The sequence below is a fragment of the Streptosporangium nanhuense genome (genome assembly GCF_059358815.1).
Map to the genome: position 1 here is coordinate 151,450 of NZ_JCADBG010000004.1, position 16,286 is coordinate 167,735.

At 73.3% G+C, this 16,286-nt stretch carries 10 protein-coding genes; 2 read left to right on the forward strand and 8 right to left on the reverse strand.

Annotation, left to right across the window (positions count from 1 at the left end; genetic code table 11):
- Positions 1-52: 52 nt before the first annotated feature.
- Complete coding sequence (locus tag AC5L38_RS10555) at positions 53-1,267, forward strand: acyltransferase family protein (protein ID WP_495242576.1); 1,215 nt, start codon at positions 53-55, stop codon at positions 1,265-1,267.
- Here AC5L38_RS10555 and pgfA read toward each other — a convergent pair.
- From pgfA to AC5L38_RS10595, 8 genes are all read right to left on the reverse strand, one after another.
- Positions 1,209-2,270: a cell envelope lipid trafficking protein PgfA gene (gene pgfA / locus AC5L38_RS10560; RefSeq protein WP_495242577.1), complete on the reverse strand. Its 1,062-nt coding sequence runs from the start codon at positions 2,268-2,270 to the stop codon at positions 1,209-1,211. The two genes, AC5L38_RS10555 and pgfA, sit on opposite strands and share 59 nt — an antisense overlap.
- Positions 2,267-6,592, reverse strand: a complete 4,326-nt coding sequence (locus AC5L38_RS10565) for an alpha-(1->3)-arabinofuranosyltransferase domain-containing protein (protein ID WP_495242578.1) — start codon at positions 6,590-6,592, stop codon at positions 2,267-2,269. Before AC5L38_RS10565 ends, pgfA begins: the two co-directional genes overlap by 4 nt.
- 6 nt (positions 6,593-6,598) lie before the next feature.
- On the reverse strand, positions 6,599-7,894 hold the full coding sequence (locus AC5L38_RS10570) for a glycosyltransferase family 4 protein (protein ID WP_495242579.1): 1,296 nt from the start codon (positions 7,892-7,894) through the stop codon (positions 6,599-6,601).
- A 205-nt stretch (positions 7,895-8,099) separates the two neighbouring features.
- Positions 8,100-8,231, reverse strand: coding sequence for a hypothetical protein (locus AC5L38_RS10575; RefSeq protein ID WP_344745256.1), 132 nt, complete (start codon positions 8,229-8,231; stop codon positions 8,100-8,102).
- 140 nt (positions 8,232-8,371) lie between these two features.
- On the reverse strand, positions 8,372-9,973 hold the full coding sequence (locus AC5L38_RS10580; RefSeq protein ID WP_495242580.1) for a hypothetical protein: 1,602 nt from the start codon (positions 9,971-9,973) through the stop codon (positions 8,372-8,374).
- On the reverse strand, positions 9,973-10,743 hold the full coding sequence (locus tag AC5L38_RS10585) for an FkbM family methyltransferase (protein WP_495242581.1): 771 nt from the start codon (positions 10,741-10,743) through the stop codon (positions 9,973-9,975). Before AC5L38_RS10585 ends, AC5L38_RS10580 begins: the two co-directional genes overlap by 1 nt.
- Positions 10,744-10,956: 213 nt before the next feature.
- Positions 10,957-13,185 (reverse strand): acyl-CoA dehydrogenase family protein, encoded by a 2,229-nt coding sequence (locus AC5L38_RS10590; protein WP_495242582.1) that lies wholly within the window; start codon positions 13,183-13,185, stop codon positions 10,957-10,959.
- A gap of 135 nt (positions 13,186-13,320) precedes the next feature.
- Positions 13,321-14,589: a hypothetical protein gene (locus tag AC5L38_RS10595; protein WP_495242583.1), complete on the reverse strand. Its 1,269-nt coding sequence runs from the start codon at positions 14,587-14,589 to the stop codon at positions 13,321-13,323.
- Between the two features lie 134 nt (positions 14,590-14,723).
- On the opposite strand from AC5L38_RS10595, the gene AC5L38_RS10600 reads away from it, so the two are divergent.
- Positions 14,724-16,286 carry an AMP-binding protein gene (locus AC5L38_RS10600; RefSeq protein ID WP_495242584.1) on the forward strand — a complete coding sequence of 521 codons (1,563 nt, stop codon included), beginning with the start codon at positions 14,724-14,726 and terminating at the stop codon, positions 16,284-16,286.

A 16,286-nucleotide genomic window follows, 5' to 3' on the forward strand; every position in this document is an offset into this window, starting at 1 on the left:
CGGGAATCATCTACGTCACCAGGGATGCCAAAAAGTGACCGAAACAGGTTCTATGCCGGTTCACCGGGCGCCGACCGGCGGGGACGTGCGGGACCTCCCGGTGGTCGGCGGGCATCTCGACGCCATGGACGGCGTCCGCGCGGTCGCCTCCTTCGGCGTCCTGGTATACCACGTGGCGAGCACGACGGGTGCGTCCCTGCGCGAGGGTTTCCTGCCCGCGCTGCTCTCCCGGGGCGACATCGCGGTGCCGGTGTTCTTCTTCCTCTCCGGCTTCCTGCTCTACCGGCCCTGGGCCCGGGAGGCCATGGAGGGCGGGGCGCGCCCCGGCACCGGCGACTACCTGTGGAAGCGGGCGCTGCGCATCCTGCCCGCGTACTGGCTCGTGGTCGCCGTCGCGCTGTCGCTGTGGTCCTGGCCGCAGGCGGCCGACCCGGTCAGGTGGCTGCCCTTCCTGCTGCTGGTGCAGAACTACGTCCCCGACCCGTGGTGGGGCGGCGCGAGCCCGCCGGGGCTCGGACAGATGTGGAGCCTGTCGGTCGAGATGACCTTCTATCTCGTCCTCCCGCTGATCGCCGTCGCGCTGCGCGCCCTGGCGCGGCGCGGTGCGGACCCGGTGGCCAGGGCCCGGCTGCTGCTCACCGGCATCTGCGCGCTCGCCCTGGTCTCCCCCCTTTGGGCGATCTTCAGCCACGTCCCCGTGCACCGGCCCGAGCTCGGGCTCTGGCTCCCCCGGTCGATGCTCTACTTCGCGACGGGCATGGCGCTGGCCGTCGTCTCGCTCTGGGCGCACGCCGAGACCGACCCGGACGCACCGGTGCGGCGGCTCACCAGGGGGCTGCGCGAGTCGTGGGTGACCTGCTGGATCATCGCCGCCCTCGTCTACGCCGTCGCGGCCAGCCCCGTCGCGGGGGGCCGCCTCTTCGAGATCCAGGACCTGTGGACGGACATCTTCGAGATGACCCTCTACACGGTCTTCGTGCTGGCCCTGCTGGCTCCGGTGGCCCTGCAGACCCCCGAACCCTCTCCCCTGCGCTCGCTGCTCGGCAACCGGGTGATGCGCTATCTCGGCCGCATCTCCTACGGCGTCTTCCTGTGGCAGTTCGTGGTGATCGTGGGCTGGTACGAGCTGACCGGCCAGCAGAGTTTCACCGGCGGCCTGCTGACGACGCTGGTGGTGTGCACCGCGCTCACCGTGCTGCTCGCCGACCTCAGCCACCGGCTGGTCGAGGCTCCGGCACTGCGGCTCCACCGTCCTCGCCGCCGCTGACCTTCTCCCCGTCCTCGTCGCCGTCCTTCTCGCGAGGGCCGTCCACGTCCTCACCCTCGGAGCCCGCGGGAGCGGGGACGCGTGCCTGCACGCGCAGACCCGCCACCAGCAGCAGCGCGCCGAGTACGGCGCACGACAGCGGGATCACCTGATTGACGAGCGTCGTCCAGCGGCGGAACTGACCCGCCTCCCCGGCGTTCCACCGCTCGTCCCCGGCGCTGGTGCGCATGTCGGCGGCGAGCGCGACCAGCCGCCCCCGGCCGTCGGGGGTGCGCAGGGTCTTGACCAGGTTCTCCCTGATCCCGATCACCATGCCGCTCTCCGGCTCCACCCAGAAGGTGCGGCTCCCGTCGAGGTAGGCGTTGACGGGGAACGGCTTCGCGCCGCCCGGACCGCCTCCCAGGCCGAGCACCGACCCGGGCAGCTCCATGGCCTGCTGGACGAGCCGCTCGTTGACCAGCCGCTGCGCGTAGCGGTTGACCCGGACGCCGTACAGCGTCTCGATCCCCTCGAAGCGGGCGGCCACCGGGCGCCGGACGAGCGGGTCGTAGACCGGGTAGGCGACCGGCCGGGCGCCGAAGGGCCAGCGGAACACCAGCCCGCGCGGGGCGGGGTTGGCGTTCTCGTCGACGTAGTTCTCGCAGCAGTTGACCGCCTGCCCCGTACGGCGGTCGAAGGCGGCGCGCCGCTCGTGGTAGTCGACGCGCTGCCCGTCACGGGTGGCGAGGGAGACGAACTCGGTCCACACGGCGACATCGGGCGTGGACCTGACCGTGTCCCCGTACCTGGCCACGACCGTCTCCAACGGGACGCCCCGGTGCGTGCGCAGGGTGGCGGTGTCGAAGTAGGAGCCGGACTCGGTGGTCAGCTTGGTGATCCGGTCCTGCTCGGCGGGCAGGACCAGGCCGCTGGGATAGATGTAGAGGCGCACCAGCGCGGCCAGCGTGAGCAGGAAGGCGCCACCGGCCAGGAGGAGCACGCCGCGCAGCCTCTGGTCGATCATCGTCGCTCCGCGGGTTGGAGGGGACCGTCCTGCGTCCGTGCCCGTGCCGGCAGCCACGGGCGGGGCGGCGACGGCACGCGCGCCGCGGCGAGCAGCAGGCCCAGCACGACCAGGCAGAGGTACTGCGCCACCACCTCCCCGGCGTCCCCGCCGTAGCCGAGCGCGAGACCGGCCGCGCCGAGCGTCGCCGCCACCGGGAACGGCGTGAGCAGCACCCGGCCCATCCGGTACGGCAGGCCGCCCGCGCTGTGCCCGGCCCCGGCGACGCCCCGCAGCCACAGGGCGAGCGCCGCCACCAGACCGGCCAGCGCGGCGCCGGCCCAGCCCTCGGCCAGGAGGCCCAGCGCGGGGGCGAGCGGCCACAGCCAGGCCGCGCGCGGTGCGGCGGGCGGCGACACGGGAAGCGCGCGGGACGGGCGGGCGCGGGCCAGGGCGAGCACGAGGACCAGCGCGACCAGCGCCCAGCCCGCGATCAGCGACGTGCGGTAGAGGCCGTCGGGGGCGTACGTCATCACGACGGTCCCGCTCCCGGGGGGCAGCAGCCACGCCTGCCGCCAGCCGTCCAGCCGGGCCGGTTCCAGCACGCGCCCGCCGAACGACGCCTGCCAGCCCCGGTTGAAGTTCTCGCCGAGCGCCAGGTAGGAGGGCTCCGTCGTGGAGACCCTGACCCGGCGCTCCCCGGCGTCCCACCTCTCGACCGTCGCGGCCCGCAGGGTCACCGGCGCCGCCGCGCTCCCGGTCCCGGTCCCGGCGAGGCTTTCCGCACCCCCGGTACCCCCGGCACCCCCGGCGATCTCCGCGCTTCCAGCGCTCTCGGCCCTCCCGCTGCTCCCGCGCTCACCGCTCCCGGTGTTCCCGCCGCCTCCGTCACTCCCGCGCTCACCGCTTCCGGTGCCTCTGGCGCTCCCGGTGCCACCGCCGGTGGCGCGCAGGACCATCGAGTCGACCCGGAAGCCCTGGAGCGCGGCGGCGCGCACCCGCAGCGTGCCGCCCTGCGCCCACACCGCCTCGCAGGCCCGGTAGCCGACCGGGCGGCCGTCGAGCAGGTCGCCCAGGGTCCCGCTGTGGATCTCGGTGGGCGTCTCGACCCCGTTGACGGTGAGCGTCGGGCCGAACCCGCAGGGCATCCTCACCGGCTGCGCGTCCGGGGTGGGCAGCGGCGCGACACCCGGGATGGCCACCCCGAGCACCTCCATCCGCCAGGAGCCGAGGGCCGCGAAGGTGAGTTTCACCCGGCTCGCCCTCATCGGCGCGAAGCGGATCCAGCCGTCCTTCGAGGCCCAGGCGTACCGGACGCCGCCGTCGGTCTCGACGGTGACCCGGACCGGCGGGGCGCCCAGCCTGGTGTCGGGGAAGTCGACGCGCAGCCGGGACAGGGTCACCTTCCTGCCCAGCTCGGCGGAGAGCGAGGGCGTCAGGTCCTTGTCCCCGGCGTACCAGATGGTCCTGCGGTCGTCGTCGAAGGCCGCGTAGGCGCCGGTGGCCGGGACGTCGCCCGCGGTGGAGGAGGCGGTGGCGCGCGGGAAGCTCCCGGCGGGCATCAGCACGGTCTCGGCCACCCGCTGGTCGGTGAGCACGGCCCTGCCCTCCAGCACGCGCCTTCCGGTGGCGACGGGCACCGACCGGTCGAAGGCGTAGCCGTCCTCGCCCACGAAGCGCAGCCTGTCCGAGCAGGTCCAGGCGTAGGAGCCGAGCATGCAGCCGGGGGCGGTGTCCGTCCGGCTGGTCACGACCGTCTGCCCCGGTGAGGCGGGGTCCGCGGAGGAAGCGCCAGGCACCACGAGCGTACGCCCGGGGCGGACTCCGGGGATGGACAGCTCGGTGATGCCGACCCGGGGGTTGGGGTCGCGCAGGACGCCGGTGACCCGGATCCGGATCCGGGACGTCCTGCCCGGCGGGACGTTCAGCTTCTCCCACAGCGAGGTGAGGCCGAGCCGGGTGCGCACCTTTCCGGTGTCGGTCTCGACCATGACCTCCGAGACCGTCACCGCGTTCTCGGAGCGTTCGAAGACGGCCTGCACCGAGGGCACCGAGATCGGCTCGGCGAACTGGACCTCCAGCCACTGCTCGGTGGGCGGCTCCCAGCCGGTGGAGCGCCAGCCGGTGCGCAGGTCGAAGTCCACCGCGGAGTACGGCTGCTGCCCGCCGTCGCGGGTCCCGGGGGTCACGCCGAGCCTGGACTGCGAGGAGGAGGCGGTGACGCCCTTGATCCCGGTGAAGACCGCGACGGTCTTGGGCTCGGCCCACGCCGGGTCGGTGAGATCGTAGGCGGGCCCTTGGCCCTCGTAGGGCTCGTCCGGCGTCATCGTCTCGCCGTACGGCCTGCGCAGGTCGCTCACCACCAGCTCGCGCCGCCGCATGGTGTCGGTGAGCACGGTGTCGGCGGCGGGGATCGTGTCCGCGCCGGGGTCGTCGCCGAGGATCACCGGCCGGTCGTCGTCGAGAACGCCCTCCTCGGCCATGGTGAGCAGCGCCTCGGGGCCGCCGGAGACCCGCAGCGGCCGTTGCGCCGCGACCGTGCCGACCACGGGACGCGCCCCGGCGACCTCGTAGATCTCCAGGGACGTGTACGGCTGGTCGAGCCAGCCCGCGCCGGTCGAGGAGTCCTCGAACCCGACCGTGGGCCCGAAGCCGCGCACCCGGTTCAGGCCCGGAGAACGGTCCAGCGCCTCGTGCACGCGGGCGGGCCACGCGTCGCCGAAGGCGACCCTGTCGAGGTCGTTGCGGATCAGCAGGTAGCGCACGCCCATCCGGCGCAGGGTCCGGGTGAGCCCCTCCGACCCCTGCCCGTTGGCGAAGCGGTCGTCGATCGCCTTGACGAGCCGGTTGGAGCCGGCCGTGCCCCACGGCACGATCGTGTTGCTCACCCAGCGGGCCTTCTTCAGCAGCGGCTGGAACGGCTCGTCGAGCGGCCGCCCCCAGGTGTACTCGCCGCGCCTGGCTCCCGGCAGGACCAGCACGGTGCCCTGGTCGGCCCGGTCGTCCAGCCAGGAGGCCGCCTGCCGCCAGTGCTCGGGAACGTCGGCGAACGCGCCGCTCGGGGCGATGCCCGCGGTGGCGACGGGGACGAAGGTCAGCCCGACCAGCCCGGCCCCCGCCACCGCGACGGGGAGGCGGACGAGGGCCCTGCGCGCCCCCACGTACGAGACGAGCGCGGCGAGGCCGAGCACCAGCGGCAGCCGTACGAGCGCGTTGAACTTGTGCAGGTTGCGGAACGGCGCGAGCGGGCCGTCCAGCAGCGCCCTGATGGGCTCGGCGAGCGGCCCGGCGTGCCCCGCGGCGAGGATGGCGACGCCCACGAGCGTGGTCAGGAGCAGGAAGGCCCGCTCGGGCGTGCGCGCGAGGGTGAGCCCGGCCAGCCCCAGCCCGGCGACGAGCGCGGTGACCAGCACGAGCCAGGGCGTCGTGGCGTGGTCGTAGGCGGCGGGCAGGAAGGGGCGGCCGTCCACCGGCAGGAAGGCCACCCAGCTGTTCATGCCGCGCAGCACGTTGGTGAGCGAGCCCACGACCGTGGTCGTCCACGCGTTCTCGGTGAACGGCATGAAGGAGAAGACGTACCGGCCGAGCATCACCAGGGGGACGAGCCACCAGAACGACACCGCGGCGATCGCGGCGAGCCACCAGGCGATCAGCCGCCGCTTGCGCGGGCCGCCCGCCCGGGTCAGCAGATAGATCATCGGTACGACGAGCACGGCCAGCTCGGCGGCGGCGTTGATGCCGCCCGCGAACAGGAACGCCAGCGCCGACTGGCCGGCGGCCCTGCGCGGGCTCGTCTCCCCCCGCGCCCCCTTGACGAGGAAGAGCAGCACCCAGGGCAGGACGGCGCTGGGGGCGAACTCCACCGAGTTGAACCCCATGAGCGCCTGCGCGTGCGGGGCGAGCGCGTAGGCGAGACCGGCCAGCACCCCGGCGAGCTGCCCGCCGATCCGCAGCGCCCTGGCCACCTGGGCGACGCCGACGAAGGCCACGCACAGGATCAGCGTCACCCAGAGCCGCTGCACCACCCACGGCGGCATGCCCGCGTTGATCAGCAGGGTGTAGAAGGGGCCCATCGGGAAGATGTAGCCGTACGCCTGGTTCTGCAGGTGTCCCAGATAGTCCTGGTCCCACATGTTCAGCGCCTGCGACAGGAAGCCGATCGGGTTGATCGGCATGTCCAGCTTCGTCTCGGCGATGAGCATGCCCGGCGCCATGTTGAAGGCGACGGCCGCCAGGAAGAGGCATCCGGCGAGCAACCTGAGCCTGCGGCGGATCCCGGTGTCGGAGGCCCCGAACGTCGCGGGAGGCGCGGTCAGGCGGGCGATCCACGCCTCAGAGGTCACGGACACTTATGGCGGGTCGGTCTCACCCGTGGCGAGACAGGGATCGGATACATGGAGGTGACGACCGTTTTTGGATAGTTCTGTGGTGATTAATCCGGTCATCGTAGCGCCCGTTCTTCCCCACGTGAACTCGGCGGCCCAGAGCCTGCACGCCTGCTGGATCTCCTCGCGCCTGGCCGGGTCCGACAGTTCCCGCAGCGCGCGGTCCACCACGTCGGCCAGCGCCTCACCCTCCCTGACCAGCCAGCCCGTGACGCCGTCGCGTACCGAGTCGCGCAGTCCCGCCACGTCGAAGGCGACCGTCGGGACGCCGAGCGCGGCGGCCTCGATCACGGTCAGCCCCCAGCCCTCGAACTCCGAGGCGGTGACGTTGACCCGCGCCGCCCCCAGGATCGCGTTCTTGGCGGCCTCGGGCAGGAAGCCGTGCAGGTGGACCCGGTCCTCCAGCCCTCGGCGGGCGGCGTGGGCGGCGAGCCGCTCCCGCTCGCCACCGCGCCCGATGACGTGCACGTGGATGCCGGGCCAGGTCTCCTTGAGGTCACCGGCGAGGTCCACCACCCGCTCGACGCGCTTGTGGCCGACGAGCCTGCCGAGGTAGACCACGGCGGGATCTCCCGTCGTGTCCCCGACGCTCGCGACCGGGCGGGCCACCGGGCTGCCGTTCGGGATGACCTGGATCGGCGCGAGCCAGCCGAGCCGCTCGCGCAGCTCGTTCCTGGAGGACTCCGAGACGGTGACGGTCGCGCGGCGCCGGTAGACGAGCCGGGCGACCGGCCCCTCGACGAAGCAGCCGATCCGGGCCAGCCAGCGCGGGAAGAAGGCGTGGAACTGGCGGTCGTGCACGTGGTGCACCAGGGAGACGACCGCCGTGCGCCGCCGCACGACCAGGGGGGCGAAGAAGGGGATGCCGTTCATGCAGTCGATGACGGCGTCGAAGTTCCGGCGCCGCCACAGCATCCAGAGCGGGACCAGCAGGTAGACCAGGAACGGGTTGCCCATCCGCCGCAGCGCGATGCCGTCGCGCTCCTCGGCCGCGGGCTGCCCGGGCTCCCTGGAGGTGACGAAGGTGACCGAGGCCCCCTGCCCGACCAGGTAGCGGCTGACCTGCCAGGCGTACTCCTCGGCGCCGCCCGCCACGGACTGCAGCGGCTCGCGGAAGTTCAGGACGGCGACGCGCACCCCGCGCATGGACGGCCGCTGCCGTCCCGTCGCGGCCACCAGGCCCGCGGCGGGCGGCGGGCCCGAGGCCCGGGGGGTCGCCCTGGCGCCCTGTCCGGCCACGACCACTCCTATCTCCTGCATCTCCTGTGACTCCGTGTGGCACACCCCTGTACGACGGGTGTCCGGGGAACCGCCGCCGTACGGCACGCGAGAAAGGCGTCGGGGGGAATCCGCGCATGCGGCGGCCAAGCCCTGTCGCGTCGACGTGACCCGGAACGGGTTTCCCTCGCGTCGAGGGGTTCCGGCGGTCAGGTGGCTGCCGGGGCCGTGCGACGGCCCCGGGCCGTCACCTGGTGCCGTAGTTGTAGAGCGGTCTGTTAGGCGGCTCGGGGGTCGGCGCCGCGACGTTCGTGACGGCTACCGAGGCTCCGACCGCCAGCACCGCCCCTACCGCCAGAGCGGCAATCACTCGCAACACTCGAGTTCTCCCTCCAACGCGTGGTCGTGCGGTCTGCCCGACAGTAGAACCTGATACAGGTCTTCAGCTAGTCAATCGGTAAAAATGTGATAAATAATGTTACCAGCTGGTAAATCACGACATAGTTGCATCTCAACGGATCAGAGGCGGAAGAGAAGCAGGTCCTGACCAGCGAAGATCAGGCGTGCGCCGGGAAGCCTGGCGCGGAACAGGTTCTCGTTCGATCTCTGGACCAGCACGTGGCTGATCCCCTCCGCGGCCAGCGGCCCGGTCAGCGGGCCGGACCCCGCGAGGACCGCGCCGACCCTGCGCGCCAGCGGGTCCTCGGTGGCGAGGGTGAGCGTGCGGCCGTCCCCCAGCCCGACCGGCAGGCCGTCGTTCCAGACGACCCTGCGCTGGAAGAGCTTGACCGCCGGGTCGAGCACCACCCGGCCCCCGTTCCAGCCGAACGCCCGGTAGGCCCCCCACGGCAGCGTCAGCAGCGCGCCCGGCGCGGGATCCGCGTCCACGATCCTCTGCACCCTGGACCAGTCCGGGGGGTACTCGGCCGCGACCAGCCGGCCGAACGCCCCCAGCGCGAAGGTGGGCAGCACCAGCAGGGGCAGCGCGAGCATGCCGGGGCGGACGGCCGGGGCCAGCCGCGCGGTCACCGCGGCCAGGCCGACCGCCTGCAGCAGGACGAAGGGGGCGAGGTAGAGCTGCCCGTCGCGCAGCGGCCCGAAGCCGGGCCACAGCCCGACCATCGCCTCCACCGCCCCCGGCAGGAAGGCCCCGGCACACCCCACCGCGAGCCCCGCCGCCGACGCGACCGCCAGCCCGCCCCAGTACGCGGGCCGCCCGCCGTCCACCCCGTCACCTTCACCGGAGTCCCTGCCGCTTCCCTCCACCGGGGCCTGATCCCGGTGACCGCGCCCCGCGACCGGCCACCCCCCTTTGAGCAGGGCGTACCCCGCCACCGCCGCCACGGCCACGGCCAGCCGGACCAGGGCCGACCACCAGGTCTCCTGTCCCGGTACGGCGGCTCCCGAGTTCCACACGCCGCCGAGGGTGAGCAGGCTGCCGAGGGTGCCCAGCGGCCCGTCCGCGCGCGGCGCGAAGGCCCGCACCCCGGCGGGGTCGGTGACGGCCGCACTGCCCAGCGCCGGGACCAGCCACGGCAGGCTCAGCACGGCGACGACCAGCAGGGCGCGCGGGGCCCGGCGGCCCGCCACCGGCAGCACCGTCATCGCCGAGACGAGCATCGCCTGGAAGCCCCCGGCCGCCGCGGGGATCAGGGCGAGGGCGGTCCTCCAGACCCCCTCGCGGGTGACCGCGCGCACCGCCCACGGCAGGCCCGCGTACCCGAGCAGCAGCGCCCACTGGCCGAGCAGCAGCCGCTGGGCGAGGTAGACGTTCCAGGCGTAGAACGCGGCGGCGGCCAGCCGGGCGACCCGGCGCTCCCCGGGCACCAGGGCCGCGGCGCCCGTCGCGGCGAGCACGAAGATCCCGAGCAGGATCGCCTTCTGCGCGATCTGGGCGGGAAGGACCGACGACAGCAGGGCCGCCACGAGGTCGCTCGGCACCGCGCGGGGGAAGCCCGCGCCGGTCGGCGAGATCGCCGGGATCGGCGGGTCGGGCACGAACACCATGTCGTAGCGGAGCACGAAGCCGGGGCCGAGCGCGGGCCAGAGCGCGAGCACCCCGAGGACCAGTCCCAGCAGGGCGGGGGCCAGGAGCGGGGTGGAGGCGCGAAGGGCGCGCACTAGCGGGCTGCGGGGCGGAACAGCACCATGTTCACGTACTCGCCGCCGGGCTTGAGCAGGCGGGAGATGAAGCTCCGCTCCACCTCGCCGACCGCCGCCTCCTGGTGGGCGGCCAGGTCGAAGCCGTCCAGCGGGACCCAGTTCCCGCCGGTGAGCACGGAGCCGGTGTAGCCCCACTCGGCGAGCTGGTCGACGACCAGGCCGATGTCCTGGTGCCGGGTCTCCAGCTCGACGAGCAGGACGGGCCGGTCGCGGTGAACGGTCCGCTCGGCGCCGCGCAGGGCGGCGAGCTCGTGGCCCTCCACGTCGACCTTGATGAACCGGACGTCCTTCAGCTCCAGCTCGTCGATGGTGACGGTCGGGACGTCCACCGGGACACCCTCCCCCTCGCCGTGGACGAGCGAGGCCGTGGCCTCCGCTCCCCGCCCGCCGCCGGGGATCCACAGCCGCGCCGTGCCCGAGCGGTCCGAGGCGCCCGCCGCGATCACCCTGACGTCGGGAAAGGTCCGTTCGAGCATGGCGGCCAGGCGGGGGTTGGCCTCGATCGAGACGACGTCGCAGCCGAGCCGCCGCAGCTTCGCGGTCCACGGCCCGTACCAGACGCCCACGTCGACGGCGGTGCCGCCGCGCGGCGCGAACTCCTCTGCGCGGGCCAGCTCGGCGTCCAGCCGGGGGTAGACCCGGCGGATCACGGCGCCGAACCAGCGCAGCGGGACGGCGCCGGCGACGGCGCTCCGCACGACCACACCTGGCCGGAACCGCATCGACATGCGCGAAGCCTAACCGAACGGTCAAGACCCGCCACGAACTGGACGTAACGGGTCTTGACGGGCGACGCCCGCCCGCGAGATCACGGGCGGGCGAGGGCACGCCCCACGACGACACGAAGAGACGGCACGAGGAGGGCGGCCCTCCCGGGACGACGTGAGGGCGGCACGTGCCCGCCGCCCTCACGGGCGAGGTCCCCCGCTACGGCACGCGGGTCACTTGCCGGGCTCGGGGTCGCGGGGCAGCCCGAGCATGCGCTCGGCGATGATGTTGAGCTGCACCTCCGTGGTGCCGCCGTAGATCGTCATGGCCCGGGTGGAGAGCACAGCGCGGTTCCAGTAGCCCGCGTCGCCGAGCTTCATGTCGGCGGCGATGACGGCCGAGGAACCGAGCAGCGAGACCGCGCACTCCGAGACGTGCTGGGCGTGCGAGGTGGACAGGAGCTTGCGCACCGAGGCGTCGGCACCGGGCTCCAGGCCGGTCAGCTGCTTCAGGGTCACCCGCAGGCCGAGCGCGGCGATCGAGTGGCCCTCGCAGACGACGTGCGCCAGTTCCTGGCGCTCGGCGGGGGTGAGCTCCCTGCCGAGGCGCCCGGCCAGGCCCAGCAGGTCGGGGACGGACGAGCCGGTGCCGCCGGAACCCGACGAGAGCGAGACCCGCTCGTTCGACAGCGTGTTCCTGGCGACCTTCCAGCCCTGGCCCACCTCGCCGACGACCAGGTCGTCCGGGACGAACACGTCGTCGAGGAAGACCTCGTTGAACAGGTTCTCCCCGGTCATCTCGGTGAGCGGCCTGACCGTGACGCCGGGGCCCTTCATGTCGACCAGGAAGTAGGTGATGCCCTCGTGCTTGGACCCCTCGGAGGAGTTGCGGGCGATGCAGATGCCCCACTCGGCGAAGTGCGCCACGGAGGTCCAGATCTTCTGGCCGTTGAGCCGCCAGCCGCCCTCGACCTTCTCGGCCTTCATCTGCACGTTCGCCAGGTCGGAGCCCGCGCCGGGCTCGGAGAAGAGCTGGCACCAGATCATCTCGCCGCTCAGCGTGGGCGGCAGGAAGCGCTCCTGCTGCTCGGGGGTGCCGTACGAGACCAGCGAGGGCACCACCCAGGCGCCGATGATCATCTGGGGCAGCCTGACCTTGGCGGCCTTGAGCTCCTGGAAGATGAGTACCTGCTCCAGCGGCTTGGCGTCGCGGCCCCAGGGCCTGGACAGGTGCGGCATGACGTATCCGGCGCTCGCCAATGCCCGCTTCTGCTCCTTGCCCTCCAGCGCGGCGAACCCGGCGATCTCGGCGCGGATGCCCTCGCGCAGCTCGGCGGCCTCCTCGGGCAGCTCGATCTCCAGCTCCCGGCTCACCCCGTTCAGGGCCAGCTCCGCGACCGACTCGGCCCACTCCCCCGAGGAACCCAGCAGGGCGCGCAGGGTGAGCGCGCGGCGGTAGTACAGGTGGGCGTCGTGCTCGTAGGTGTAGCCGATGCCGCCGAAGATCTGGATGGCGTCCTTGGCGCAGAGCACGGCCGCGTCGGGGGCGACCACCCCCGCGATCGCGGCGGCGTACGCGAGCTCGTCGGCCGAGACCTCCGTCTCGGTGCCCGTGCCGTCGGTGGCGCGGGCGGCGTCCCACACGGTCGCGCGGGCCTGCTCCAGGGCGACGAGCATCCGGGAGGCCTTGTGCTTGACGCCCTGGAACTGCCCGATCGGGCGGCCGAACTGCACGCGGACCTTGGCGTACCCGGCGGCGGCGCTCACGCACCACGACGCGAGGCCCGCGGCCTCCGCGCCGAGCAGGATCGCGGCCAGGTTGAGGACCCCGGGCCCCTGCAGCCCGTCGAGGACCCGTCCCGCCGGTACGGTGACCGCGTCCAGCTCGACCTTGGCCACCCCCCGGGTCACGTCGAGCGCCCTGACCGGGGTGACGGTCGCGGCGGAGGCGTCGAGCGCGACCCACTCCTCGCCGCGGTCGGTGCTCACCGGGAGCACCAGGACGTCGGCCAGCGTGCCGCCCAGGACCAGCTCGGCGGTGCCGCCGATCGTGAGGGCACCGTCCTCGCCCCGGGTGCCGGTGATCGCGGCGCCCAGCGCGACCGCGCCGGTCAGCGTGCCGTCCGCGAGGCCGGGCAGGAGCTCGGCGTGGGCCTTGCCGTCGGAGGCGAGGATCACGGCACTGGCGAGCACCGTGGGGACGTACGGGCCGGGGGCGACGTGCTCGCCGAGCGCCTCGACGGCGACGGCGGTCTCCAGCAGGCCGTAGCCGCTGCCGCCGTGCTCCTCGGGGACGTGCAGGCCGAGCAGCCCCTGGCCGGCCAGCGCCGCCCAGAAACCGGGGCGCTCCTCCCCCTCGGCCGCGACGGCGGCGCGCACGACCTCGGACGGGACGTTGCGCTCCGCCCACCTGGTCACCGACTCCCGGAGCGCCTCGTGCTCCTCGCTCAACCCGATCGCCATGACAGCCTCCAGACAGGATTCAATGCCAGAACCATATTCTAGAAGGTACTTCCATCACAACGCGCGGCCCCCATCACCGGGTACGCCGCCCTCGCGGATCGGTCCGGGAAGCCCCCGGGAGCCGGGGGGAGCGCGTCAGAGGGCGCGGGCGCTCGCCATCAGGGGGGCGATGTCGGCCCAGAGCCGCTTGCGCGTGTCGGGCACGGTCACGAAGAGCACGGAGGGCTTGCGGCGGCCGACGTCGATCACCGCGAGTGCCGCCTGGGAGACGCGCTTCTCGCCCTTGACCTCGTAGGTGACCCGGTAGCCGAGCATCCACCCCTTGCCCGCGGCGGTCCGCTGCGAGGCGGTCCAGGCGACCTTGCCGCCCGCGGGGTGGTGGTTGCGGATCGTCCACCTCACCGCGTTCAGCGCCGCCCTGCGGTAGTCGGCGTCGCTCTTGAGGGCCTTGGCCGGGGTGGCGCCGGGAAGCGGCCCCGAGGCGATGACCGTACGCGGCAGCCGGGCCGTGCCGACCTGCTGGCCGACGGAGAACGACGGCACGGCCTTGGTCACCCACGGCGCGCCCAGGCTGACGTAGGTCAGCGCGGACCTGGTGTCGGTCACCGCGCCCAGCACCACGCTCGGCCTGCCCGGCAGGACCCGCAGGGCGGTCGCGCCCGGCAGGGCGGGCAGCGTGATCGGCGAGACGGTCGGCGAGGGCTTCGCGGTGGGCAGCACGGCCCGGCCGACCCCGGCCGGATCGCCGGGCTCGTCACCGGAGAACAGCACGAAGATCAGGACCACGATGACACCGGTGAGGGCGGCGGCCCCCAGGCTGTAGGCGACCCGGATCGGGATGTCGCCGATCCGCATCAGCAGGCCGCCGGACCTCTTCGCCCCGCCCCTGGCCTCCGGGCCACCCGCGCCGCCGGGCCCGCCCTGGAGAGCCGACTCCCCGAACACCTCGGGCCGCTGGGCCGCGCCGGGCCACCCCGCCGCCACGCCCTGCCCGTCCTGCGCACCGGGCCCGTCGCCGTTCCCGTCGCCGGTGCCCGCCCGGGCCCCGGTGCCCGGACGGCCGGGCATCCCGTTCCTGTCGGGACGCCAGGGGCCGGCCGATCCGCCTACCTGCCTGACCGGGATCGTGCCGAGCCCGCCCGGCTCGCGCACCTGACCGGCGTCCGCCTCCGGCTCGTCGCGCCGGTCGCCGGGCGCGGCCAGGGGGCGGGGGAACGATCCAGGGGGCCTGGAGACCAGAGCGGTCTCCTCGCCGTCGCCGATGGGGAACCTCCGGGGCACCCGGGGGCTGATGATCGAACCGTCCTCGGCGGGAATGGCGGGTATGGGAGCCGTGGGCGCGTCATATGAGGGGATGTATCTCTCGTGAGAGCGCCCGGAGGAGTTGCCGCCGACGTCCGCCATACGCGTCAGGTTATGTCACGACGGAAAGATTCGACGCATCGTCGTTTATTACGCTTCGGCCACGAGGTGTGCATCAGCCCAGGTAACCGTCTTTCCCCTTCCATGAACAGAATGTCGTTCTGTATGGTCGCGCCATGAGGGCTACGAGGGGCTTCTACGAGATCGCGGCGGCCGATCCCGGACGCGTCGCCGTCGTCGCGGACGCGACCGTGACCGGGGACGCGACCGTGATCCGGGACCCGGCCGCGACCGGCGACCCGGCCGCGAGCACGACCGCGGGCGCGCGCCCGGCGGTGACCACGACCTACGGCGAGCTGCACGAGCGGGTCAACCAGGTCTCGCACGGCCTGCTGGCGCGCGGCACCCGGCCGGGGGACACCGTCGTGACGGTCCTGCCCAACGGGGTCGACGCGATCACGATGATGCTGGCGACGTACCAGGTCGGCGCCTATCACGTCCCGGTCAACTGGCACTACACGGCCGAGGAGATCGGCTACATCGTCGCCGACTGCGCGGCGCGGGTGGTGGTGAGCTCCGAGCGGTACGGGCACGCGGTGCCCGGCGGGTTCGTGGAGACCGGCGCCCTGGCCGAGGGCCGGCCGGTCACGCCGCCCGAGGCGCGCAGGGTCGGGTCGATGATGCTCTACACCTCGGGGACGACCGGAAAGCCCAAGGGCGTGCGGCGGCGGCTGATCGAGCTGAGCCCCGAGGACCTCTACCCGATCCTGATGCGCAAGGGCTGGCGGCACTTCGGGCTGCCGTTCGACGGCGTCCACCTGCTGCTGTCTCAGCTCTACCACTCGGCGCCGTACGGCCAGGCGATGATGGCCCTGCAGTTCGGGCACACCCTCGTGGTGACCGAGCGGTTCGACGCCGAGGAGACGCTGGAGCTGATCGAGCGGCACCGGGTGACCAACGCGTTCATGGTGCCGACCATGTTCCACCGGCTGCTGGCCCTGCCCGCCTCTACCAGGACAAAGCACGATTTATCGTCATTGACGCATCTGTATCACGGCGCCGCGCCCTGCCCGCCCGCCACCAAGCAGGCGATGATCGAGTGGCTCGGCCCCGTGCTGTGGGAGTACTACGGCTCGACCGAGGCCGCCGTCGCCACGATGGTCTCCTCGGCGGAGTGGCTGGAGCGGCCGGGCACCGTCGGCCGGGCGATCGACGGCATCGCGTTCACGATCATCGGCGACGACGGCGCGGTGCTCCCGCCCGGCGAGCCCGGCATGGTCTACATCGGCGGCATCAACCACTTCGAGTACCACCGCGACCCGTCCAAGACCGCCTCCACGATGCTCGGCGCCCTCTACACCCCCGGCGACATCGGCTACCTGGACGAGGACGGCTACCTGTTCCTCTGTGACCGGCGCACAGACCTGATCATCTCCGGCGGGGTCAACATCTACCCGGCCGAGGTCGAGGCCGTGCTCCAGGAACACCCCTCGGTGGCGGACGTGGCGGTGATCGGCGTCCCCGACCCGGAGTGGGGCCAGCGCGTCGTCGCGCTGGTCCAGCCCGTGCCGGGCGCCGTCCCCGGCGCGGAGCTCACCGGGGAGCTGCTGGCCCACTGCGACTCCCGGCTGGCACGCCTCAAACACCCCCGGGTGATCGAGTACCGCGACCGGCTGCCGCGTACCCCCACGGGCAAGCTCAGCCGGAGCGACCTTCGTAATAAGTATCTTCCTGCCTGA

What these genes read in the sequence shown, in the direction of transcription:
- AC5L38_RS10555 (WP_495242576.1), top strand. Translation starts at nt 53, where the DNA reads ATGCCGGTTCACCGGGCGCCGACCGGCGGGGACGTGCGGGACCTCCCG.
- pgfA (WP_495242577.1), bottom strand. Translation starts at nt 2,270, where the DNA reads ATGATCGACCAGAGGCTGCGCGGCGTGCTCCTCCTGGCCGGTGGCGCC.
- AC5L38_RS10570 (WP_495242579.1), bottom strand. Translation starts at nt 7,894, where the DNA reads ATGCAGGAGATAGGAGTGGTCGTGGCCGGACAGGGCGCCAGGGCGACC.
- AC5L38_RS10585 (WP_495242581.1), bottom strand. Translation starts at nt 10,743, where the DNA reads ATGTCGATGCGGTTCCGGCCAGGTGTGGTCGTGCGGAGCGCCGTCGCC.
- AC5L38_RS10590 (WP_495242582.1), bottom strand. Translation starts at nt 13,185, where the DNA reads ATGGCGATCGGGTTGAGCGAGGAGCACGAGGCGCTCCGGGAGTCGGTG.
- AC5L38_RS10595 (WP_495242583.1), bottom strand. Translation starts at nt 14,589, where the DNA reads ATGGCGGACGTCGGCGGCAACTCCTCCGGGCGCTCTCACGAGAGATAC.
- AC5L38_RS10600 (WP_495242584.1), top strand. Translation starts at nt 14,724, where the DNA reads ATGAGGGCTACGAGGGGCTTCTACGAGATCGCGGCGGCCGATCCCGGA.